Below are 22,529 nucleotides of genomic sequence, written 5' to 3' on the forward strand. Positions count from 1 at the left end.
GCTCAGATGCCACCCCTGACGGGGTTCAACCGAATAAGAGGAGAAGGGGCCGCCGGTCTATAAATATGCCACTCCTCCGGAGTTGGAAGATGAACGATTCGAAATGGACGCGTGCCGGCTTTGGACACCAAAGCCGGCGTCTGTCTATTTTGTTTAAGGAAGGCTGACCTTGGCACTGCAATCAGGAGTCATTCAATAAGAAGTTAGGGACAGACACCTTTTCATAAATAACTTTGCAGGAATGGCACCAAACCCGGTGCCTGTCCCTTTTGTTCATGGAATGCTGACCATGGGCCCCAGCAATCATGAGCCATTCAATAATGTGTGCTTATTCTCGATGATGTAGCCGGCGCAGCGGTCGGCCAGGGCCATGATGGTGATCATCGGGTTGACGCCGATGGAGGTAGGGAAGACCGAGGCATCACAAATGAAGAGATTCTTAAGATCGTGGGAGCGGCAGAACCCGTCGACCACGCCGCGGGTCGGATCGGCCGACATGCGGCAGCTCCCTTGAGGGTGTGCGGAGAAAAGAGTGAGGTCGTTCGCCCGCGTGGGAGTCCCGGAAATCTTCTTCACCTCGTCTGCGTTTTGAAGTATCAAGGGCGGATTGTGAGTGGTCATTACGGACTTGGCCCCCGCGGCAAAAAAGGCTTCCGCAATTCTGCCCAGGCCCTTGAGTCCCGCCTGCAAATCGTTATCACTCATCTTGTAGTCGAGGACCACGTGGCCCCATCGGTCCACCGTCACCCGGCCATTGGACCCGTCCTTGACCTGGGCATAGGCTGCGGCGTAATGGGCGTACCGCTGCATCAACGTTCGATGACCGGCGCCAAATGAAGGCATGGAGGCGGCTGCGACCGTCGGATGGGCAAAGATCCCCTCCAGCACAAATCCTTCGTTGCGGAATTGATCAACAAAAATCGATTGAGGGATGCCGCGGTACGACTTGAGTTCCTCTTCAAACAGACCGAAGGCCGCAAACAAGGGATGAAGAGCAAGGTTTCTTCCAACCTCGCCGTTGGAATTGGCGACGCGGCTGTTCAACAGAAGCTGAGGCGAATTGACGGCGCCTCCCGCCACGATGAACAATTTGGCATGGATGGTAAATCGCCGCAGGGGTTCCGTTCCCCGAACCCGGCTGCCTTCCAGGTAGACCGACGGATGCATTGACTGCGGAAGCCGCGGGCTTTCAACGATGGTTCCCGTCACCGAGGAAACCCGGCCACGTCCTGCGCCTGCCGTCCGAATCTTCTCCACCCGGAATTGCGGATAAATTCGCGCCCCCAGTCCAGAGGCCTGCGGGATCCACACGGTCATGGAGTTCCGCTTGACATCGAAAGGACATCCCAGCATGCAGCAGCCACACTGGGAACAGTTGACGCGGTTGTGGTGGATGATGCCGTGCTTCCAGCCGAGCTTCTCAGCCCCCTGCTGCAGCTTGCGATTGTTGTTGTTGATTTCATAGTCCTCGATCGGGCTCACCGACATCGCTCTTTCAACACGCTCAAAGTGGGGCTCCAGGGAACGCGCGTCGATCTGATCGATGCCGAACTCCCGCTGCCACTGTGCAAGCACATTCTCGGGGGTGCGAAAACAGATGCAGTTATTCACCACGGTCGTTCCGCCCACGCACTTGGCATGGAGGACCGTGATGGATAGGTCCTTCGTGGCCCGGCCGCCGCCCTCCTGATAGAGCATTGGCATCATGTCCGCTTCGCGCTGGTTGAAATCCTTTGAAGAAAAATTTCCACCTTCTTCGAGGACAATGACACTCAGGCCGGCTTCGACCAGGTTCTTTGCGAGGACACTCCCCCCGGCGCCGCTGCCGATCAGGCACACGTCGGCGCTGTCGGTGAAGCCATCTCTCACGGTTTGGGGATCGAGATACATATCTCTAAGCAAAATCCAAATTCCAATAGCCAAACTCCAAATAAAATCCAAATCTCAAAAAGCAAATTTCAAACTACCTCGAGAGCCATGATGTAAGGATGGCATTTCTCATTCCTCATCGATCGCAGGGCCCTCCACGCGTAAAGCAAAATCCAAATTCCAATAGCCAAACTCCAAATAAAATCCAAATCTCAAAAAGCAAATTTCAAACTACCTCGAGAGCCATGATGTAAGGATGGCATTTCCCATTCCTCATCGATCGCAGGACCCTCCACGCGTAAAGCAAAATCCAAATTCCAATAGCCAAACTCCAAATAAAATCCAAAAACCAAAATCCAAACAATAACCAAAATATTAGATGACCGCAAACCTCTTTCCTATTACCTCAGCCGACCCGCGTAGACCAATTAAACTCGCTTAACCAGAGGTTTTTCCGGCCTGGAGATTTGTTTGGAATTTGGACATTGGATTTTGGAATTTATTTGGATTTTGTCCGCCGCAGGCGGATTGGGTTTTGGAATTTTCATCCCCCATACGGTCCTTCATACCCAATCGCCTTCCATGACCCCTCCTGCCCGTAATAACCCGCCATGGAAAGCCGGCGGAGGGCCTGGAAACCGGTGCGGCGAAATTCGAAGCGGCTCGTTGCCCACCCGTGAAGGACTTCATCGCGTTGGTCCGGGGTTAGAGAGGTAAAGCGGGCGGGTTTGAAATCGAACAACAGCGGCGACCATTCAAATAGGTCAAGCAACTGCGCGATCTGCTGCCCCACGGACCGGTCCATCGTGGAGAGATAGACGTCGAGGTGGGCGGCGACCTTCAAATCCGTGGCGCCGGGCAAGCCTTCAGCCGCAGGAAGCATCCGGTCACATATTGCTTCCAAAACCTGAAATTGTCGGGGGGATAAGAACCGAAGGCCCGTCTTTGTTGATAGGATGTCGCCGGATTGTGGAGAACTCGACAGAGCAATGCGCGAAAAGCTGAGGGCCGCTAAACCCAAAACGGTTTTCTTCAGGAATCTGCGGCGGGAAGGGTCTTCAGCCACAGAAAATGGATCCTTGGATGGGTTTGGGCTCATAGCCGGACCTCTCCGCGCCGTGAGTGAACAGAATTACTGCATTCGCCAATGGAGAAACTCACCATGACAAGAACAATAAAAGAGGAACCCATACTACCGAAAGGGATTTGGATACGTCAAGCGTGTGCCAGATCCCGAGCCCGGGGGAATCGCGAATCCTCTTGACACTGGCCTAAATGATTCAATATATTGGCGGTGTACCGCTTGACGATCCACCAAGAATATAGCACTGACACGGATCCGGAACCATCCCATCATCGCCCCTCAGCCCGTTCCGCGGGACGGTTGGAGAGGGCGAGTTCCGATCGCTATCATGCCGTTGCATAAAGTGTCCTAAGCAGGGATCGCTCGCGGTGGGTTGGAAACATCCTCGGAGGCTCGTGATGGTTTTTTTCCTTGTGAATATTTCGGGGCGTTTCCCTCAGATTTGGGCTGCGCCGCTCTCACTCCCGCCCTTTGAAACCGCATGGATTCGCTTTTAGGAGGAAGCTCATGACCGGCAAAACGCGAAGCATATCCCAGTTATACATCGCTGCGATCTTCTTATTTTCGAGTGTTTCAATGGTTTTTGCGTCGGGGTTCACGATCTACGAACAGAGTGTTCGTGCGATCGGTCGCGGGGGTGCGTTCGCCGCGACGGCAGACGACGCGACCGCGATCTTTTACAACCCCGCGGGAATCGGACAATTGAAAGGCACCCATTTTTCTTCCGGGCTGAGTATCATCAATCCGGCTCTGGTCCGTTTCCACCCCAACCCGGCGTTGCCCGGTCCTACGGAGCGTTTTTTCAACACCACCCTGCTGACCCCGGACCGGGGATTTGATGGCGAGATTTCCAACAATGCCTTCTTTCCCGCCGCCATGTATCTGACGCAGTCCATCAAGGACCGTGTGACGGTCGGGTACGGCATCTATTTTCCATTCGCCCTTCAAACCGACTTCACCAACTTCCGGAACGATGCGCAGCCGGTGGTCCTGATTCAAAACGGGCAGAAATTCAGCTACCGATATCCGGGCCGTTTTGCAAGCACGCGCGCGATTCTCAACGTCACCATGCACAATCCCACCGTGGGGATCGAAGTCACCCCGAATGTCTATTTGGGGTTTGGTTTTGACGTCGCCCATGCGGATGTCACTCTCGAGCAGAGTTTTCTTCAACCGGACGATCCCGGCACCCTGGCGCTGGGCGGGGCTTTCGCGCAACAGCTGTTTCCGCAGGATTTTGCGACGAATCCTGCCGCCGCCGCGCGGGCGGTGGTCGCCCTCCTCCCAGAGGGCCGAGCGCGGTTGTCCGGCGAAGCGACTGACGTGGGCGGCAACGCCGGCATCCTGATCAAGATTCCGCGATACAACACGAATCTCGCCTTCACCTATCGCTCCCCGATAACGCTGCACATTGATGGAAAGTCCAATTTCGCGTTCGCTCCCGCGACCCCGATTACTCCCTTTATCGGTGGAACCCTGGGTCAGCTGTTTCCACCCGAGGTTGGAGCGAGCGCCGTCTTGAAGCTTCCACCCACGTACATCTTCGGGATTTCCAACCATTCATTGAAAAACACGGAGTTGGCTTTTGATTTTGTGATGCAAGACTATCGCACCGTAAAGAACTTTCCGATCAATTTCGGGACGCACACCCTGGCGTTACAGGACCGCATCATTCCCATCAATAACCGGCCTTCGCTCCAGTACCGTTTCGGCGTGGAACACAAACACAGTGATTCCCTGACCTATCGCTTTGGATACTACTACGATCTTTCCCCCCTCCCGGAGAAGGACGTCGGTATTCTTCAGCCCGACTCCAATCGTCATGGGCTGACCGCAGGCGTTTCGCTGCCCATGCCCAGTCTTCTTCCCGGGCACACGACCCTCGACCTGAATTATCTGGCGCTGTTCTTCACCAAGCGAACCGTGGCCACGGCCACCAATGTGGCCCTCGGTCTGGCCGGTCGCTGGGATGGGTTTGCCAACGTTTTTGGCGTGGGGTTCAACATTAACCCGTCGAAGGAAAAGGTGGCGCCGGTCGTCTACCATCCTGCGGCAACCTGCACGGTTCAGTCCTCTTCGATCATGCAGGGAAAAACGACCCAGGTGACCGCCCTGATTTCCGATTTTGATCTCGATACCGTCAGTTATGCCTGGTCCTCCAACGGAGGCAAGGTCAGCGGGACCGGTTCGAACGTGGAATTTGATTCGACCGATGCTGCGCCGGGAACCTATGCGGTGACGGCAAAGGTGACCGACAAGAAAGGCAATCAGGCGATGTGTTCGGTCAACGTGACGGTGGAAGCCCCACCCAAGCCGAACCAGAACCCGACGGTTTCCTGCAATGCCGACCGGACGACGCTGATCGAGGGTGAGTCGACGAGAGTGCACGCCCTCGCCAGTGATCCGGACGGGGATCCTCTCACCTATGCCTGGTCGGCGAGTGCAGGCCGCGTCGTAGGGAGCGGGGCCGACGTCGCTTACGATTCGGCGGGTGCAACGGCAGGTTCCACGGCAACAGTCTCGGTGGAGGTGAGTGATGGCCGCGGAGGCACCGCCCGCTGTTCCACGGCGGTTCAAATCAATGCCGCACCCAAACCGAAGCCGCAGCCGGTCTCGTGCTTGAGCGCAGGTTTCCCCGGCAATTCATCGCGAATCAACAACGTCGACAAGGCCTGCCTCGACGATGTCACCCTGAAGATGCAGAATGATCCGGGTTCCTCGTTGACCATTACCGGGTTCTCGGATCTTTCCGAGACCGCAGCCAAGGCGCTGGCGAAACGGCGGGCTGAGGCCACCAAGACCTACCTGGTGAAGGAAAAGAAGCTCGATGCCAACCGCATTGAAGCCGGGTCGGCCCCACCGGTGAAGGGGACCACGGACGAGGAAAAGAAGAAAAACCGGCGCATCGAGATTATGTTCTATCCCGAGGGAACGAAGTCGAAATGAGTCCGATCGTTCCTCACTCGGATTCTTCTGGTCGACCCCCTCGTCACTGAGTCACCCTGGCGGCCCCGATTCCGAAATCGGGGCCGTTTTTACTTTTGAAGTTTCGACCCCGTGACATCGTCCGCAAAGAAGAGGGCAGTTGCGCTGGAAATTTCTGGGAGGCGGCGGGAATGAGGTCGTCATGTCCGGAGAGTTTCGCCGCCATGGAGAGTTACTGGAACCCAGCGGTCCCATTACCACCGCCGCAGGTTTTTCCCTACCCGAAGCATACTGAGAGAAGGACGAGGTCAGTGATGAGTGAAGTGAACCCCAACTGGGAGTGAATGAATGTTCACTCACTCCTAATCCACCCCGTATCAAAACTCCTTGGAGGCAAACGATGCATAAGCAAATCGGGCTTTTGATCTTTGGGATGATGTGCGTGGCGTGCCTTGCTTTCGGACAAGGGGCCGACACCGCTCGCGGGACGCTGGACCCCCGCCTGGTCCAGGCCGACAAGCTTTACACCGAGCGGGCGGACCTCACCAAAGTCAAATTTGCCATCGGCCTGGCGAGCGATGTGATGAAAAGCGACCCCCAAAGCTTCGAAGCCGCATCTCGATTGGCCGAGTATTATTATTTCATTGGAAAGCGTTCTCCCCAGGGCCAGCAGTTGGACTTGTTTCAGCGGGGAATCGACTTTGCAAAAAAGGCCGTAGAACTGAAGCCGAATGAGGCTGCAGGATATTTCTGGCTGGCCACCAATCAAGGGTTGTACGGAGAGACAAAGGGGCTTTTTTCCAGTATGGGGATGAGGAAGGAAATCCGCGCCAACTTTGAAAAGGCGGCACAACTCGATGGGGGCTATTACGGGGGAGGGCCCTGGCGCGGGCTCGGTCGCTGGGACTATCGGGTGCCCGGATTGATGGGGGGCGACAAGAAGCGCTCTGTGGAGGAGTTGGAGAAGGCCCTCAAGATCGCCCCGGGAAATTCATTGACGAAACTATACCTGGCGGAAACCTATCTCGACAACGGCAGGAAGGACGACGCCAAAACCCAGTTGAATGAAATCCTGACTATGCAGCCCGACCCCCGCTGGGACGTCGAACATAAGGAAAACATCCAAGAGGCGAAGAAGCTTCTCGATAAATATTTCAAAAAATAGCAGCCCCCCTCCGGTTAGCCCGCCCGGGGCACCCCGGGATGAGCCGGTGCGGGAGCACGCCAAGTGCGGGCGGGGAACCCGGCGGTGATTTCCATTCTGGCATCCCCCGGGAAGGGCGCGTTCCAGCTACTTCGGAGCAAGGATGCAGCGCAAAGAAAGCGATAAGCGAAGGGAGATTCTGCGGGCGGCCGTTCCGGTTTTTGCGCGAAGCGGTTTCTTCAATTCCAAGGTCTCCGATGTGGCCAAGCGGGCCGGAGTGGCGGACGGGACTATTTATCTCTATTTTCGGAACAAAGATGACCTGCTGATCTCCCTGTTCGACCAAATCATGTCGGAGTTTGTGACCCGGGCCGTCGAGACCCTGGCGACGACCGATGATGTGGTCGAAAAACTGCGCCGGCTGGCGGCCCTGCATTTGAACAGTCTGGGGCGAAATCGAGAGCTGGCGATTGTATTTCAAATCGAGCTTCGCCATAGCTCCAAGTTCATGACCCGGTTCTCCCGAACCCGGCTGGCGGATTACTTTGATCTCATCCGCAATGTCGTGCGGGAGGGTCAGCGCAGCGGCCGCTTTCGAAGGGCGCTCAATGAGAAGATTGTCACGAAATGCTTTTTTGGGGCGCTGGACGAAATGGTGACGAATTGGATTCTCAGTCCGCGTTCTTACAATCTCGCGGCGCTCTCGGATTGGGTGGTCGACCTGTTTGTCTGCGGTATGGAGAAACCGGGCTTTTCCGCACCTGCTGTCACGAATCATGCGCCACCAGGCGGGCGCCCCAGGTCACCGAAACGAAAGGCACACGGCCATAAGCCTCGCTCTTCTTGAGGCGGAGGGATCAATGTCCATCAGCACTCTCAATGATCTCTTTCTTCACACCACGTCCACGATCCTCAAGCCAAACCTGCTGATGCACAAGGTCGGCGGCGCATACACCCCGCTGTCGACGCAGGAAGTCCGTCAGGCCGTGGAAGAGTTCGCGTGCGGGCTGGCCGCCCTGGGCATCTCGCGAGGCGACCGGGTCGCCCTGCTCAGTGAAAACCGGCCGGGGTGGGCGATTTCAGATTACGCGATCCTCGGGGTCGGCGCGGTCAGCGTGCCGATCTATCCGACCCTTCCCCCCAAGCAGATCCAGTACATTTTGGAGGACAGTGAATCCAAAGCCATCATTGTGTCTACTGCGGCCCAGATGGAGAAGGTCAATTCCATCTTCGAGGCCGTGCCTGGCCTGCAATGGATCATCCCCTTGGATGAACTCCCCATGCAGGGCGAGCATGTTCGAAGCTATTCGACCGTGTGTGCCCTCGGGAGAGACAGGCGCCGGCAGCAACCGGATCTCTTTGTGAAGTTCTGTGGAGAGGCAAAACCGGAGGACATGGCTACGCTGATATACACCTCCGGGACAACGGGAAACCCCAAAGGAGTCATGCTTTCCCACAAGAATATAGTCTCGAATGTCAAGGCCTGTGCGGGCCACATCGACATGACGGCCGAGGATGTGGCGCTCTGCCTGTTGCCGCTGTGTCATATTTACGAGCGGATGATCGACTACCTAGTCTTTTTCAATGGAGTGACGATTGCGTATGCCGAGTCCATCGACGCCGTGGCCACGAACATGATGGAAGTCCGCCCGACGTTCATGGCCAGTGTGCCGCGGCTCTACGAGAAAATGTACATGCGTCTCCAGGAGCGGGCGGCCGCCGGGTCAGGCGCCCAGCGGAAAATCTTTGATTGGGCGGTCGCCACGGGACGGGTGTGGGCGAAACAGAAGCTGGCACAGAAACCCGTGGGGGGCTGGCTGGAATTAAAGCATCGGCTGGCGGACCGTCTCGTTTTCTCCAAGTTTCGTGCTCGGACGGGCGGCCGCATCCGGTTCTTTCTCTCCGGAGGGGCTCCGCTGGCGCGCGAACTGGGGGAATTCTTCTACTCGGCGGGGCTGCTGATCCTTGAAGGGTATGGATTGACGGAAACCTCGCCGGTCATCACCTTCAATCGGAGTGACCGTTTCAGGTTTGGGACCGTGGGACAAGCGGTGCCGGGCGTCGAGGTAAAGACCGCTGAAGACGGCGAGATCCTGACCCGAAGCGATGCCGTCATGATGGGGTATTATCGCCACCCGGAGGGTACCGCCGAGGTGATTGTCGACGGCTGGTTCCACACCGGCGATATCGGGGCCCTGGATGAAGACGGTTTCCTGCGGATCACGGATCGGAAGAAGGACTTGATTGTCACCTCCGGGGGAAAGAATGTCGCCCCGCAGAATATCGAAAACCAGCTGAAGGTTTGCAGTGTCGTCCAGAACATTGTGGTCGTCGGCAACCGGAGGAATTACGTCAGCGCCCTCGTGGTCCCCAATTTTGAGCGGATTGAGGCCCATGCCCGCATGGCGGGGATCGCCTTCCAGTCGAGGGAAGAGCTGGTGAAGAATCCTGAAATCGTGGATTTCGTCCTAAAAGAAATCAATGCTGCCACCCCCGAGTTGGCCAGTTTCGAGCGCATTAAGAAGATCGCCTTGTTGCCCAGCGATTTCACCATCGAGTCCGGAGAGCTGACCCCCACGATGAAAGTGAAGAGGAATGTGGTGGAGGTGCGTTACAAGGAGCAGATCGACCGCCTGTACGGGTAGGGCGGAAGAGGGTGTTTGCCCTCCGGGGGAGCAGGGTCTGGCAAATCTTGACGGGTTATGAGAAAATGAATGAGCATTCATTCATTCGGGCGGGATTGTCAGGCGGGACAATAAGGACGCGGGAGAGAAACCACCCATGCATCGTCGAATTCTGAAGGTAGCGGTCCTCGGGGCGGGCACGATGGGATCACAGATCGCGGCCCATCTGGCGAACGCCGGGATTGAATGCGTGTTGCTCGATATGATTCCGGCGGAATTGGAGGCTGACGAAAAGTCCCGCGGGCTGACGCGGGAAGACCCTGCGGTGCGGAACCGCCTGGCTCGACGGGGACTCGAGATGGCGCTGAAGATGAAACCCGCCTCCTTTTTCCTTCCCGAAAATGCGACCCGGGTGCGCACGGGGAATTTTGAAGATGATCTGGGCTGGTGCGCGGAGGTGGATTGGATCATCGAGGCGGTCGCCGAAAATCTCGACATCAAGCAACAGTTGCTGAGAAGGGTGGAGGCGGTCCGCCGGCCGGGCACACTCGTCAGTTCGAACACTTCGGGCTTGTCCGTGGCAACCATCGCGGCCCCTTTTTCGGAGGAGTTCCGCCAACACTGGTCGGGGACGCATTTCTTTAATCCGCCCCGGTACATGAAGCTCTTGGAGCTGATCCCCACCCCGGAAACCAAGCCGGAAGTCATCGAGATTCTCGCGGCATTTTGCGATCGGGTACTGGGGAAAGGAGTCGTCCGGTGCCACGATACGCCCGCCTTCATCGCCAACCGGATCGGGACCTACGGGATGATGCGCACTGTCCAGGTGATGATCGAGGAGGATTACCGGATTGAAGAGGTGGATGCAATAACCGGGACCGCCTTGGGACGGCCCAAGAGCGCTTCCTTTCGTACCCTGGACCTGGTCGGACTCGATGTTTTTGCCCACGTCGCCCAGAACATGTTCATCAATGCCACCGAGGACGAGGCCCGGGAGACCTTCGTTCTTCCCCGGTTTGTTCAACAGATGCTGATAAACCGGTGGTTTGGCGACAAGGCCAAGCAAGGGTTTTATAAGAAGAAGAAGTCAGCCGAAGGCGACGAGGTGTTGGCGCTGGATTACAAAACCATGCAGTACGTTCCACGCCTGAAGGTGAAATTCGACTCCATTGAAGCGAGCAAGGCGATCGAGGATGTCGGAGAGCGCCTGCGGTCCGTCGTGTATGCCAAAGACCGGGCCGGAACATTCATCTGGAAGACCCTGAGCGACACACTGCTCTATTCCGCCCGCCGGATTCCTGAAATTACCGATGATATCGTCTCTGTCGACAATGCGCTGCGGTGGGGATTTAACTGGGAACTGGGGCCGTTCGAGGTCTGGGATGCCATTGGGGTGGAAGAGTCGGTCTCCCGGATGAAGGCCGAAGGGAAGAAAATCCCCCCGCTCGTGGAGTCGCTGCTCTCTTCGGGCCGGCCGCGCTTCTATGATAACCGCCAGGGGCAACGGTCTTATTTTGACCTCGCCTCGCAGAGCCAGAAACCCGTCCTCGAAAAGGCCGGCCTTCTCCTTCTCCGTTCCCTGAAAGATCGATCTCAAGTCATCCGCACCAATCCCGGCGCCACCCTCCTCGACCTGGGAGACGGGGTGGCCTGTGTGGAGTTCCACTCCAAGATGAACGCAATCGGAGGAGACACGGTGCTCATGATCCAGAACGCGCTCCGCGAGGTCGAGCAAAACTTCATGGGCCTGGTGGTTGGAAATCAGGGAGAGAATTTTTCGGTCGGCGCCAATCTCATGATGCTCCTGCTGGCTGCCCAGGAGGCTGAGTGGGAGGAGATTGATCTGATGGTGCGCGCCTTCCAGAATGCCAATATGGCGCTCCGCTACTCCACGAAACCCGTCGTGGTGGCCCCGTTCGGGATGACGCTCGGCGGCGGATGTGAGGTGACGCTGCACGCGGACCGCGTCTGCGCTTCGGCGGAGACCTACATCGGCCTGGTGGAGGTCGGGGTCGGGTTGGTGCCGGCGGGGGGCGGAACCAAGGAGTTCTTGATCCGGCACGTCGATCGCGCCGGACGCAGCGAGGATGTGGATTTGTTCCCCTTTGTGAAACAGGTGTTTGAAACCATCGGCATGGCAAAAGTCGCGACCAGCGCCGGCGAAGCGCAGCAGATGGGTTTTCTGCGGTCGAGCGACCGCATTGTCATGAACCGCGACCGGCTGATCGCCGAAGCCAAGCAAGCAGTCCTTGAAATGGCCAGGGAAGGTTATATCCCGGCCAAGCCGCGGACCGATGTTCCCGTCCTCGGTAACTCCGCACTTACGACCCTGAAACTGGGACTCTATCTGATGCACCAGTCGGGGTATATCAGTGAGCACGATGTGAAGGTCGCAACCCGGCTGGCCACGATCCTGTGCGGGGGCGGACTCAGTTCGAAGCAAAAGGTGAGTGAACAGTATCTGCTTGACCTGGAACGTGAAGCGTTCTTGAGTCTGTCGAGCGAGCGTAAGACCCTCGAACGCATTCAACATACGCTCAAGACCGGCAAGCCGCTGCGGAATTGAATGAGATGAAGATTATTTAGCGGTTTAGAAGTTGGGAGAAAAACTTATGAACGAAGCAGTGATTGTGTCGGCCGTCCGGACGGCTGTCGGCAAAGCCCCGCGTGGAACCCTCAAGGACACGCGCCCGGACGACATGGCCGGCGCGGTGATGCGCGAGGCGATGGCGCGGGTGCCGGGCTTTTCTGTGGGTGAGGTCGATGATGTCATTCTCGGGTGCGCCATGCCCGAGGCGGAGCAGGGAATGAACGTTTCCCGTGTGGCCTCATTCCTTGCGGGTCTTCCCGATTCTGTGCCTGCCATGACCATCAATCGATTCTGTTCCTCCGGTCTGCAATCAATCGCTTTGAGCGCGGACCGGATCCGGACCGGCGCGGCGCAGGTGATGATCGCCGGGGGAACTGAAACCATGTCGATGATTCCGATGGGTGGACATAAGATTGTCCCCAATCCGACGCTTGTCGATACACGGCCCGGGGTCTATCTCTCCATGGGTCTGACGGCGGAAAACCTGGCGCGACAGTACTCCCTCTCACGGGAAGCCGCGGACCAGTATTCTTACGACAGCCACATGAAGGCCCTCAAAGCGATTCAAGAAGGGAAATTCAAGGAAGAGATTGTTCCCCTGACGGTCACCCTGGTAACGGCTGTGTCCTCCAACGGGACGATGAAGAAATCAGTCCGGGAAGTCAGATTTGAGACCGACGAGGGGCCCCGGCAGGACACTTCGCTGGAGTCCCTGGCCAAGCTCAAGCCGGCATTCCACACCCAGGGGACGGTAACCGCCGGAAACTCCTCGCAGATGAGTGATGGTGCGGCGGCCGTTGTGATCATGTCCGGAGAGAAAGCCGGGCAGATGGGGCTTCGACCCCTGGCCCGTTTTGTAGCGTTTGCCACGGCGGGAGTGGATCCGGAGCGCATGGGCATCGGGCCGGTCGCTGCCATTCCGAAGGCACTCGCACTGGCCGGATTGAAGCTTGCCGACATCGATTTGATCGAACTCAACGAGGCTTTTGCCGTTCAGTCGCTTGCCGTGATCCGGGAGGCAGGCCTCGATCCGGCTCGCGTCAACGTCAACGGCGGCGCCATTGCCCTCGGCCATCCGCTGGGGTGCACCGGGGCGAAGTTGACGGCCACGCTCTTGTATGAAATGAAGCGCCGTCGCTTGCGCTGCGGTATGGTCACGATGTGCGTCGGCGGCGGGATGGGCGCAGCCGGGATTTTTGAAAACTTGCAGCGATAGGTTGGGCTGTGGGGTACGCAGCACGGTCGCCCAACTTGCGTTGTCTTTTTGACAGGAAAGAGAGGACCTTATGAGTACTGCAACACATGCCACATCGACCTATGTGAGGGGCGGGAGCTGGCTGATTGGAGAGACTTCACCCCGCGAAATTTTTGCACCGGAGGATTTTTCCGATGAACAGAAATTGATGGCACAAACCGCCGAGCAGTTCATGGACCAGGAGGTGGTGCCGCGCGCTCAGGAGCTGGAAGAGAAGAAGATTGAGACCAATGTCGAGCTGCTCAAGAAAATGGCGCCGCTGGGCCTGCTGGGCATCGATGTCCCCGAGAAATTTGGCGGCATGGAGATTGACAAGGTCACCGGAATGATCCTGGCTGAAAAACTCGCCCACGAAGGTTCATTCGCCTGTTCTCATGGCAGCCATACCGGCATCGGCTCTTGGCCGATTGTCTTTTATGGCACAGAAGCACAGAAACGGAAGTACCTCCCCCGCATCTGCAATGGCGAATGGATCTCTTCTTACGCGTTGACCGAGCCGCATTGCGGCTCCGATGCGATGGCCCTCACCACCCGCGCCGACGTGAGCCCGGATGGAAAAACGTACACCCTGAACGGGACCAAGATGTTCATCACCAATGCCGGCTTTGCTGATTTGTTCATCACCTTTGCAAAGATCGGTGGGGAGAAAATCACGTGCTTCATTGTGGAAAAGAGCTTCCCCGGGGTGACGACGGGCGCCGAAGAACATAAGATGGGAATCATGGGTTCTTCCACCCGAACGCTCATCCTCGAAGAAGCCAGGGTTCCGGCCGAAAACATTCTCGGAGAAATCGGCAAGGGTCACAAAATCGCATTCAATTGCCTGAACATGGGCCGGCTCAAGCTGGGTGCCGGTGCCGTGGGCGGCTCCAAGTTCTGTATGGCGCATGCTATCCGGTATGCCAAGGAGCGCAGCGCCTTTGGCAAAGCCATTGCGGAGTTTGGTTTGATTCAACAGAAGATCGCGGAGAGCTGTGCGCGGATTTTTGCCGCCGAATCGATGACCTACCGGACGGCCGCCCTGATCGACGCCATCTTGTCGGGGGTCTCGAAGGACTCCCCGGCGGGTGCCGAGCAGGCGTTGAAGGGGATTGAGGAATATGCGACGGAGTGCTCCATCATGAAAGTGATGGGAAGCGAATACCTGGGCTATGTGTGTGATGAAGCCGTCCAGATCTATGGAGGCTACGGCTATAGCAAGGACTATCCGGTCGAGCGGTTCTACCGCGACGCCCGCATCAATCGAATTTTTGAGGGCACCAACGAGATCAACCGGCTGCTCATCCCCGGGATGCTCCTCCGTCGGGCCATGAAGGGGGATTTGCCGTTGATCTCAGCAGCTCAGAAGTTGATGGACGAGATCATGGGTTTTCCGTCCCTGGAGGAGGACAGCACGGAAGGGCTCGGGCAGGAACTGAAGTTTGTCAAGAACGCCAAGAAAATTGCCTTGATGACGGCGGGGGCCGCCGTCCAGCGCTATCGGGACAAGGTGGCGGACCAGCAAGAGGTGATGGGCCACGTCTCCAACATCATCATGGAGGTTTACGCCTGCGAATCCTCGCTGCTCCGAACCTTGAAAATGTTGGAGGCGCAAGGGCGCGACAAGGCCCGTCTGCATGTTGCCATGACTCAGCAATACATCAGTGGCGCGGCGGCGCGGGTGGATGCGGAAGCCAGGGCGGCCCTGGCGACGATCGCCGAAGGGGACCTGCTGCGAACGCAGCTGGCGGCGCTCAAACGATTCAGCAAGTACCTGCCCGTCGATACCGCCGCCACAGGCCGGTTGATTGCTCAAGCCGCCCTGGAAGCGAATGGCTGGCCCCTCAAAACACACTGAGGAAGATTCGACGTTTTTGCAGAAGGCGGCCGATGGACGCGCAGGGAGCGGGCCTGGGCACAGGACGGAGAGGATGGCGGAGCGGTAGAGGGTCCGCCCTTCAAATTTTAGAATGCAATTGCTGAACCTTCCGCTCTACAAGATCGTGGTTCCCACGCCCTTCCATGTGGGGCCGGTCAATGTCTATCTCATCACGGAGCCCGAGGTTTCGCTGATCGACGCCGGGCCCCATACCCCGGAGGCCTACGCGGCCGTCGCGTCGGGTCTGCGCGAAAGGTCCCTCCGGTTGCGGGACGTCCGCCAAATCTTCATCACCCACGGACATCCCGATCATTACGGGCAAGCGTCTTTGCTGGCGGCTGAGTCGGGAGCCCGGGTGCTGGCGTCGGATTTTGACAGCCCCCATTTTCAGCACCGGACCCATCAGGATTTTTACCTGCGTCTGTACGAGGAAGCGGCGGTTCCGCGCCGGATCATCGATCTCTTTGCGGAGGGCCTCCAATTCATCCACAGCGTGGCAAAACCGATCGCGGAATACACGCCGCTCCGGGAGGGAGACCCCCTTCAATGTGGTGACGTGGTTTTTGAAGTGATCTTTACGCCGGGACACACGCCAGGCAGTATTTGCCTTTACTCTAAGGATCGTCGCCTGGTGATTGCTGCTGACACCGTGATCAAGCGGATTACCCCCAACCCGATTCTCGATGAGGATCCGCTCGATCCCGGCAGGCGCTATCCCAGCCTGAAAAACTACCTGGCGTCGTTGGAAAAGCTTCGTCAGCTCGGCCCGCAACTCGTGTGTTCAGGACACGGGGATGATGTGGACGAATTTTCGCCCCTGTTTGCGAAGATGATGCGACATCATGAAGAACGGCAAAGCCGGGTTCTTGCGCTGCTCCACGATCAGCCAAAACCTCTCTGGACGCTCGTCAGAGATCTTTTTCCGGAAGTACGCGAAGACGGAATGTTTCTGGCCCTCTCAGAAGTGTTTGCACACGTCGATCTACTGGAAGATCGTTCGCTGGTCCGATGGATTCAAAGGGATGGGATGCGAGTGATTGAGGCAGTCAATCCGTAGCCCGGCGTCTGGACTTCATCTCAACCAGCGGCAGAGGTCGAACCGTTTCGCACGTCGAGCAGCGGCATCATGGAATAGCCCCCCAAGAGGTCTTTACGCCGTCTTTACGATGGGAAGCGTGAAATGGAACCGGCTGCCCTCGCCCAGTGTGCTGTCCACCCAAACCCGCCCTCCGTGCGCTTCGACCAGTAATTTGACGATGTAGAGTCCAAGCCCGGTCCCTTCAATGGTTCGTGTCTGCTCGTTGCGAACGCGGTAATAACGGGAGAACAGTTTCGGCAGCTCCTCCGCCGAAATGCCCATTCCCCGATCCGTCACCGTAATCTCGACCTCATCGCCCGCCTCGGTAGGCTGCGCGGCCAAGGCAATGGAGTTGCCTTCGCGGGTGTATTTGATGGCATTGCTGACGAAGTTTTCCAGGATCTCCATTACGCGCAGCTTGTCGCCCATGACCGGCGGAAGATTGGGAGCGACCTGTCGTTCGATGGGAGACTGGTGGGCGTGGGCGGCGATCTGTTCGTCAATGAGGCTCTCAATGGGGAGGGGGCCGACGTTCAGGGTAATCTCTCCGCCTTCAATCCGCGACACGGCCATCGTGTCATCAATAATGGCAACAATGCGGCGGACATTTCCCATGATGATTTGAGTGGCCTGCATCAGGCTGGGATCCGCGGGGGCCGCCTCCTGCATGAGCTCCGCGAATCCGTGGATCCCGTGCAGCGGGGACTTGACGTCGTGAGACAGGATCGACATCAGGTTCGTTTTCAACTCGTTGCTCTTGGCCAGTTCCTGGTTCACATTCTTGAGTTCCTCAATCAACAAGGCATTGCGTAGCCACAAGGAAATCAAATTGGACAGGGCTTCAGCCAGTTCCACCTCGTGGGCCGCAAAGGAGGCATTCAGTCCCATCCGGTGGACCACCACAAAGGCGAGGGCCTGGTCCTGAGGGATGAGAGGAGCGATCAAATAAGGGGAGGACCCGGCGGCATGGATCTCTTCGGCGACATGACGGGGAAGGACACGACTCGAAGACGAGGACAGGACACAAACATGCTGAGTCCGTACGGCTTCATTCAGCTCGACCAGCGCGCGGGTTGCCAGGACTTCCTCTTCCGCCTGGTTTCGTTTCAGCGCCTCCGGGGAGAAGAACCGTCGAATCCGGGCGGTTTCCTTGTCTTCAAGTTGCGGGGTCGAGGATCGGTGCTGCAATTCCACCACGGCGATCCGGCAGTCCGGGATGGCATCGAACAGGTAGCCGACCAGCTTCCGCAGTATCTCCTCGCGGTCCATCACGTTGAACAGATCCCGGTTGGCATGGAGCAGGGTCGTCAAGGCGCGGTCGTGCGAACGTAACGAGGAATGAATGACCGCGTTCCCGATGGCCACTCCGAGGTGCTCGCCCAGCCGTTCGAGCGCCTCAATCTCGGGATCTGAGGGAACAACCCCCGGCGGGGCTGCCAGGAGGAGCAGGGCGTCGACATTCCCGCCGACAATAATCGGAACCGTGATCTCCGTCGCGTTGGTGTGCAGCAGGGAGGTTTTACGGTTGCGTTCCTCGGCAATGACAATTTTGAGTTGCTTGGTCCGGACCACCAGGCCCAGGACACCCTGGCTGAATCCGGTCTGATAGTTGCGGGGAATCGGGGTGGCCACATCACCGGATTGAGCCCGCAGAAAAATCATCTTCTGCTGGGAATCCACGGTAAACAGCGCGACGTGCACGTAGCCGAGGGCGAACCGCAGACTGTCGGCGGTGATCCGGAAGATGCTGTCGTAATCGAGCGTGGACAACACGACGCGGCTGACTTCGCCCAGGGCCTGCGAGAGGTCGACGGTTGGTTTCTTTGGGGCTGGACTCTTGTCCATGTTGACGCCGCGAATGGGGCCTGAGTCGATTGCCGGAGCTTATTCAATCCCTCCGGGTTCCAAGACCACCCTCGGGATGGATGCCTTTATCCTCTGGGGATTTCCCTGCTCATTGGTACCATGTGTTTTTTGTGCCGGGCCTGAGCGCACCAAAGAAGGTTGCGAGCCACCTCCTTCTTCCGCGGCGCTGTAACGGCATTGTAAGGCGAGCAGGAAGATTGAATCAACGTAAATCTCTTTTGGTCGATCCGAAAGCCGGTCTGGATTCTCGAGAGTCTGCACAGTCTTGAAGGGAAATGCAGATCAGGCAGGTCCAGGACCCGATGCTTTTGCCGGCAAGGTCCTCCTTACGGGCACGACGAAAGCACCTTCAAGAGATGGCCTTGATCCTGTGGGGCAGACGTCCCGTCTGCCCGGGGCGGATTACATCCACTCTTCGAACCGACGGTGGGTGACACGGAATGTCACCAACCCTGTCCCGCCTCCCTGAATCCCATGGTGTGATGATCTGATAGCATGCCCCTTTCCGGACGAACCTCAACGGCCTGGCCATGGACCCTCTCGAACGAGGGGGGGGCGGTCGATGATGATTGCCAGAGGGGAAACTCTGCGCAACGTATCTCATGTCGCTGAAATGGAGACTGGAAAGACCTGGACCCAATCATCTTCTGGCCCCAATCATCCATGGTCGGACCGCGCCCACAGGTGGTCTTTAGGATTCTGGCACACGCAGGCATGCAAAGAAGCGCATGCCTGCGGCACCCACCCTCCTGTCCGCTCGGCGAGGCAAGCCGAGGATCCCCCGTCGGACGGTGCCCACAGGTGGTCTTCAGGGTAGTGGCAGACGCAGGCATGCAAAAAACGCATGCCTGCGGCACCCGCTTGGAGGACAAAAAATGATTTGGCTTTCTTGCGCGTCAAGGACAGGCCATCCGAAGCGACTGCTGGTTGCCATGGCGATGATCTTATTCACCACATTTGAACCCGGATGGACGAGCGCGAAAAGCCCGGATCCTCTGCAGCTAAAGAGTGTGCCCCTTGCAGGATTCCAGGTGACAGAGGGAGCGATCGATGTGCTGCCCAATGGCGACCTGTCTGTTTCGAGTCCGAAGATGCGGGCGGTGGTGCCCTCTGCAATATCACCGATTGCGGAGGTGCATTTCAAGTATCTGGGTCCCACTGCAGGGAGCTCGCCCCTGGGTTCGGGCGAGATGTGCCGACAGTTTGGACTGAAGCTTCGCGCCCAGGATCCGTGCAACCTCCTCTATGTCATGTGGCAAGCTGACTGGACCCGTCGGGCTGCGAACAGACAACAGCCGCCTTGAATTCCAATACTTCGTACCCGGCAAGTAGCCTCGATAGATTCCAAGAGTCGCGAACTGTCGATTTTCAGTCCTGGATTCCCTCACTCGGTTTCGCTCGGCCGCTGAAGAAAGCAGGAAGAAGCGGACTTCCGGTGCCCCCTCACTGCACTACGAAGCTCTTGGGGTCGATGGGCTGATTGAATGTGATCTTTTCAAGAACCGTCTCCCATTCCCCGAAGAATGTTGACTGTCCCACTTCAGCCGTGTAGTGGATGGTCCAACGATGGGGGAGGGTCAGTCCATCTTCCTCGCGGAAATCCTCAAACACTTCCAGCAATTCGAGGCGGTTTTCGGTCTGGCTTGAAGAGAGTTCAGGCCGGCTCGCCAGCGGGGCAGGCTGGATGATCCGGTAGATCGTGGCGATGTGACGAAAGGTGTCGGGCTCGAAGTAGAGGAAGACGTTGAGATTGCTATCCCCCTTTTTCATCTGATACCGGAGCTCATGCGCTTGTTTTCCCTCGACTTTCGCAAGACCCCGGTATTGCAGTTTCGGACCCCGCTGGTCCAACTGTGTCAGGGGCCATGCAGTTGAGAGGACCCCACCCATCAAACCTTCTTTAATAATTCCATTGTAGAGGTAGAGGAAATCCCCGAGCCTTGATCGTTTGCCGGGTCGGATGTAGCCGATTTGGACATTCTGTCCGTCAAAGGAAAAGACCTCCTCCGGATAATCTTTGGACTCGAACTTCATGTCGTATCGGAGTTTGTTGCCGTCTGAAATAAACACGGTCTGACCCAACATGGAGCCGCTACCCCCGGTCCGAACCCTCACAGTCCCGTTCCCTTCGGCGATGCATGTTTTCCGGGCCGCCAGCTTTTCCGGGGCTCCCACGGACTTGAGACTACGAGCGACCAGATCCTGGGGGTCCAGTTTGGGATCCTTTGAGACGGTGGAGACCGGATAGGCCATCAAAGCGACGAAGAAAAGCGCCAGTCCAAGGAACGATTTCTTTTGCGCAGTCATTTTCTGAGCTCCTCCTTTAGGGCGACTCTTGCTATTTTCGAATGAAAGGGCTCTTGCTGAATCCACGGCTGGAAACCTTTGAGTGTGGTAAGCGGGGTATGATAACAACGACCCCCGTATGGTAGAGCATTCTTCCGCTGATGTGAACAAGAAAAACACTCCAGGACGTAGAGCAGGCTGACTGATAGTCTATTCTGGGATTGGGATCGAGGAACAACAGCAGGTCTTTGGAGTGCTGAGATTGTTTCAGAGGGTTTGGTGTCCATTGGGCTCGCCTCCGGAAAAGTGAGGAAGCAACAACTCCAACCTTCGATCGCCTTGATCCAGGAGTGGTTTCGGAAGGTGCTGAAAAGGGATTTTCCAGGTTCAGGAAGCGAGGGTGGACTCTTGAAGGCCGTTGCTGTCATAATGTTTTGGCGAAGATAGATCAAATCCAAAAGAGTACTTTCAACAATCGGGAATGATGGACCCAAGACTGCGTTTTTCGACCCGGGTTGAGAATTACGCCCGGTACCGCCCCGGCTATCCGGAACGGATTGTCGAAATCCTCCGCAAGGAGTGCAACCTGGCTCCTGGGCTGGCGATTGCGGATATCGGTTCAGGAACAGGAATTCTGGCGGAATTATTCCTGAAGAGTGGAAACCGGGTTTACGGGGTTGAGCCAAACCGGGAAATGCGGGAAGCGGGCGAGAGATTTTTGAAGGACTATGCAAACTTTGTGAGTGTCGACGGGTCTGCCGAAGCCACCACCCTGGCACCTCACAGCGTCGATTTTGTCACTTCCGGTCAGGCTTTTCACTGGTTTGATCGCACAAAATCAGGGGAGGAGTTTGGCCGCATCTTGAAGCCTCAGGGATGGGTCGTCCTCGTGTGGAATGACAGGCGGACCGACACCACGCCATTTCTTCAAGCTTATGAGAAGCTGTTGCTCACCTATTCCATCGATTACAAGGAGGTTGACCATAAGCAGGTCGACAGCGAAGTGCTTTGCTCTTTCTTCGGCTCCACGAACTTCAAATATCAAGTCCTCAAAAACCAGCAGGTATTTGATTTCGAAAGTTTGAAGGGCCGTGTCCTCTCGTCTTCCTATGCACCCGAGAGCGGACATCCGAATTTTGAGCCGATGATGAATGAGCTTGTCACAATCTTCAGGGAGCAGCAGATCCTCGGTAAGGTCATTTTCGAGTACGACACGAGGGTGTACTACGGACAATTGCCGAGGGAGGCAAAGTGACGCGCGCTTGGGTCGGATCTTCGCGCCCCCTGTTCGCCCTTTGCGCCAGGGGGTTGGAAAGATGGGGAGCAGTTCCTTTTTTGGGATGAAGATGAAACCACCGGAAGTCATCGAAACTGCCCGGCTGCGACTGCGACAGCTCGTGCTGGAGGACGCCAATGCAATATTCGAGGAGTATGCGCAGGATCCCGAAGTGACGCGATACCTTGTGTGGCGGCCCCACCGGCACATCGATGAGACCCGGGAATTTCTGAGACGATGCTGTATCGCGTGGAAGGAGGGCTCGGCCTATCCATGGGCTATCATACGGAAAGAGGACGACCGGCTGCTGGGGACGGTGGAGATCCGAGTTGAAGGACACGCCATAAATTTGGGGTACGCGCTGGCGAAGCTTTTTTGGGGAAACGGGTATACGGCTGAAGCGATCAGGCCGATCATCGAGTGGGGCCTGAAGCAGGATGGTATTTATCGAGTCTGGGCGGTGTGTGATTTGGAGAATCAGCCCTCAGCCCGTGTGCTGGAAAAGGCAGGGATGTCCCGGGAAGGCATCCTGCGCCGATGGATCATGCTTCCGAACCGAAGCGACGAGCCGCGGGATTGTTATTGCTATGCAAAAACGAGATGAACCGCGGGATGATCGATAAGCCTCCGCCTCGAAGATGACCGCACTCAGACGGTCGAGTGGAGGGGCTTGA

15 protein-coding genes are annotated in these 22,529 nt (G+C 57.2%); 11 read left to right on the top strand and 4 right to left on the bottom strand.

The features are described 5' to 3' along the window. Window positions 1-303 precede the first annotated feature (303 nt). Window positions 304-1,902 carry a GMC family oxidoreductase gene (locus LAO21_15170; protein ID MBZ5554055.1) on the bottom strand — a complete coding sequence of 533 codons (1,599 nt, stop codon included), beginning with the start codon at window positions 1,900-1,902 and terminating at the stop codon, window positions 304-306. Between the two features lie 511 nt (window positions 1,903-2,413). Then, window positions 2,414-2,752 carry a gluconate 2-dehydrogenase subunit 3 family protein gene (locus tag LAO21_15175; protein ID MBZ5554056.1) on the bottom strand — a complete coding sequence of 113 codons (339 nt, stop codon included), beginning with the start codon at window positions 2,750-2,752 and terminating at the stop codon, window positions 2,414-2,416. Window positions 2,753-3,460: 708 nt separating this feature from the next. Between LAO21_15175 and LAO21_15180 the strand changes: the two genes are divergently transcribed. The 8 genes from LAO21_15180 to LAO21_15215 all read left to right on the top strand — a co-directional run bounded on the left by LAO21_15180 (window position 3,461) and on the right by LAO21_15215 (window position 16,406). Next, window positions 3,461-5,899 carry an outer membrane protein transport protein gene (locus LAO21_15180; protein ID MBZ5554057.1) on the top strand — a complete coding sequence of 813 codons (2,439 nt, stop codon included), beginning with the start codon at window positions 3,461-3,463 and terminating at the stop codon, window positions 5,897-5,899. 379 nt (window positions 5,900-6,278) lie between these two features. After that, window positions 6,279-7,043 carry a tetratricopeptide repeat protein gene (locus tag LAO21_15185; protein MBZ5554058.1) on the top strand — a complete coding sequence of 255 codons (765 nt, stop codon included), beginning with the start codon at window positions 6,279-6,281 and terminating at the stop codon, window positions 7,041-7,043. A gap of 142 nt (window positions 7,044-7,185) precedes the next feature. After that, the gene (locus tag LAO21_15190) at window positions 7,186-7,869 is read left to right on the top strand and encodes a TetR family transcriptional regulator (GenBank protein MBZ5554059.1); all 684 of its coding nucleotides are present in this window, start codon (window positions 7,186-7,188) and stop codon (window positions 7,867-7,869) included. 13 nt (window positions 7,870-7,882) lie between these two features. Then, window positions 7,883-9,667: a long-chain fatty acid--CoA ligase gene (locus LAO21_15195; protein MBZ5554060.1), complete on the top strand. Its 1,785-nt coding sequence runs from the start codon at window positions 7,883-7,885 to the stop codon at window positions 9,665-9,667. A 136-nt stretch (window positions 9,668-9,803) separates the two neighbouring features. Beyond that, window positions 9,804-12,212 (top strand): 3-hydroxyacyl-CoA dehydrogenase/enoyl-CoA hydratase family protein, encoded by a 2,409-nt coding sequence (locus LAO21_15200; protein MBZ5554061.1) that lies wholly within the window; start codon window positions 9,804-9,806, stop codon window positions 12,210-12,212. Between the two features lie 46 nt (window positions 12,213-12,258). Continuing rightward, on the top strand, window positions 12,259-13,452 hold the full coding sequence (locus tag LAO21_15205) for an acetyl-CoA C-acyltransferase (protein ID MBZ5554062.1): 1,194 nt from the start codon (window positions 12,259-12,261) through the stop codon (window positions 13,450-13,452). 70 nt (window positions 13,453-13,522) lie between these two features. Further along, a complete protein-coding gene (locus LAO21_15210; protein ID MBZ5554063.1) occupies window positions 13,523-15,328 on the top strand; it encodes an acyl-CoA dehydrogenase family protein in 1,806 nt (601 codons plus the stop codon). 112 nt (window positions 15,329-15,440) lie between these two features. Then, window positions 15,441-16,406: an MBL fold metallo-hydrolase gene (locus tag LAO21_15215; protein MBZ5554064.1), complete on the top strand. Its 966-nt coding sequence runs from the start codon at window positions 15,441-15,443 to the stop codon at window positions 16,404-16,406. Window positions 16,407-16,499: 93 nt separating this feature from the next. Here LAO21_15215 and LAO21_15220 read toward each other — a convergent pair whose 3' ends face one another. Beyond that, a complete protein-coding gene (locus LAO21_15220) occupies window positions 16,500-18,272 on the bottom strand; it encodes a GAF domain-containing protein (protein ID MBZ5554065.1) in 1,773 nt (590 codons plus the stop codon). 896 nt (window positions 18,273-19,168) lie between these two features. On the opposite strand from LAO21_15220, the gene LAO21_15225 reads away from it, so the two are divergent. Further along, complete coding sequence (locus LAO21_15225) at window positions 19,169-19,597, top strand: hypothetical protein (protein ID MBZ5554066.1); 429 nt, start codon at window positions 19,169-19,171, stop codon at window positions 19,595-19,597. 139 nt (window positions 19,598-19,736) lie between these two features. Here the strand turns inward: LAO21_15225 and LAO21_15230 are convergent, their stop codons facing one another. Next, entirely contained in the window at window positions 19,737-20,600 is an 864-nt protein-coding gene (locus LAO21_15230) for a hypothetical protein (protein ID MBZ5554067.1), read from the bottom strand. Between the two features lie 463 nt (window positions 20,601-21,063). Here LAO21_15230 and LAO21_15235 point away from each other — a divergent pair, with 463 nt between their 5' ends. Together LAO21_15235 and LAO21_15240 are read left to right on the top strand one after the other, a co-directional pair. Then, entirely contained in the window at window positions 21,064-21,834 is a 771-nt protein-coding gene (locus LAO21_15235; GenBank protein MBZ5554068.1) for a class I SAM-dependent methyltransferase, read from the top strand. A gap of 91 nt (window positions 21,835-21,925) precedes the next feature. Then, window positions 21,926-22,459, top strand: a complete 534-nt coding sequence (locus LAO21_15240) for a GNAT family N-acetyltransferase (protein MBZ5554069.1) — start codon at window positions 21,926-21,928, stop codon at window positions 22,457-22,459. Window positions 22,460-22,529: the final 70 nt, after the last annotated feature.

The sequence above is a fragment of the Terriglobia bacterium genome (assembly GCA_020073085.1).
Taxonomy (GTDB): Bacteria; Acidobacteriota; Terriglobia; order JAIQFV01; family JAIQFV01; genus JAIQFV01.

What these genes read in the sequence shown, in the direction of transcription:
- LAO21_15225 (MBZ5554066.1), top strand. Translation starts at nt 19,169, where the DNA reads ATGATTTGGCTTTCTTGCGCGTCAAGGACAGGCCATCCGAAGCGACTG.
- LAO21_15210 (MBZ5554063.1), top strand. Translation starts at nt 13,523, where the DNA reads ATGAGTACTGCAACACATGCCACATCGACCTATGTGAGGGGCGGGAGC.
- LAO21_15240 (MBZ5554069.1), top strand. Translation starts at nt 21,926, where the DNA reads ATGAAACCACCGGAAGTCATCGAAACTGCCCGGCTGCGACTGCGACAG.
- LAO21_15230 (MBZ5554067.1), bottom strand. Translation starts at nt 20,600, where the DNA reads ATGACTGCGCAAAAGAAATCGTTCCTTGGACTGGCGCTTTTCTTCGTC.
- LAO21_15235 (MBZ5554068.1), top strand. Translation starts at nt 21,064, where the DNA reads ATGGACCCAAGACTGCGTTTTTCGACCCGGGTTGAGAATTACGCCCGG.
- LAO21_15195 (MBZ5554060.1), top strand. Translation starts at nt 7,883, where the DNA reads ATGTCCATCAGCACTCTCAATGATCTCTTTCTTCACACCACGTCCACG.
- LAO21_15215 (MBZ5554064.1), top strand. Translation starts at nt 15,441, where the DNA reads ATGCAATTGCTGAACCTTCCGCTCTACAAGATCGTGGTTCCCACGCCC.
- LAO21_15185 (MBZ5554058.1), top strand. Translation starts at nt 6,279, where the DNA reads ATGCATAAGCAAATCGGGCTTTTGATCTTTGGGATGATGTGCGTGGCG.
- LAO21_15180 (MBZ5554057.1), top strand. Translation starts at nt 3,461, where the DNA reads ATGACCGGCAAAACGCGAAGCATATCCCAGTTATACATCGCTGCGATC.
- LAO21_15175 (MBZ5554056.1), bottom strand. Translation starts at nt 2,752, where the DNA reads ATGCTTCCTGCGGCTGAAGGCTTGCCCGGCGCCACGGATTTGAAGGTC.
- LAO21_15190 (MBZ5554059.1), top strand. Translation starts at nt 7,186, where the DNA reads ATGCAGCGCAAAGAAAGCGATAAGCGAAGGGAGATTCTGCGGGCGGCC.
- LAO21_15205 (MBZ5554062.1), top strand. Translation starts at nt 12,259, where the DNA reads ATGAACGAAGCAGTGATTGTGTCGGCCGTCCGGACGGCTGTCGGCAAA.
- LAO21_15220 (MBZ5554065.1), bottom strand. Translation starts at nt 18,272, where the DNA reads ATGGACAAGAGTCCAGCCCCAAAGAAACCAACCGTCGACCTCTCGCAG.
- LAO21_15200 (MBZ5554061.1), top strand. Translation starts at nt 9,804, where the DNA reads ATGCATCGTCGAATTCTGAAGGTAGCGGTCCTCGGGGCGGGCACGATG.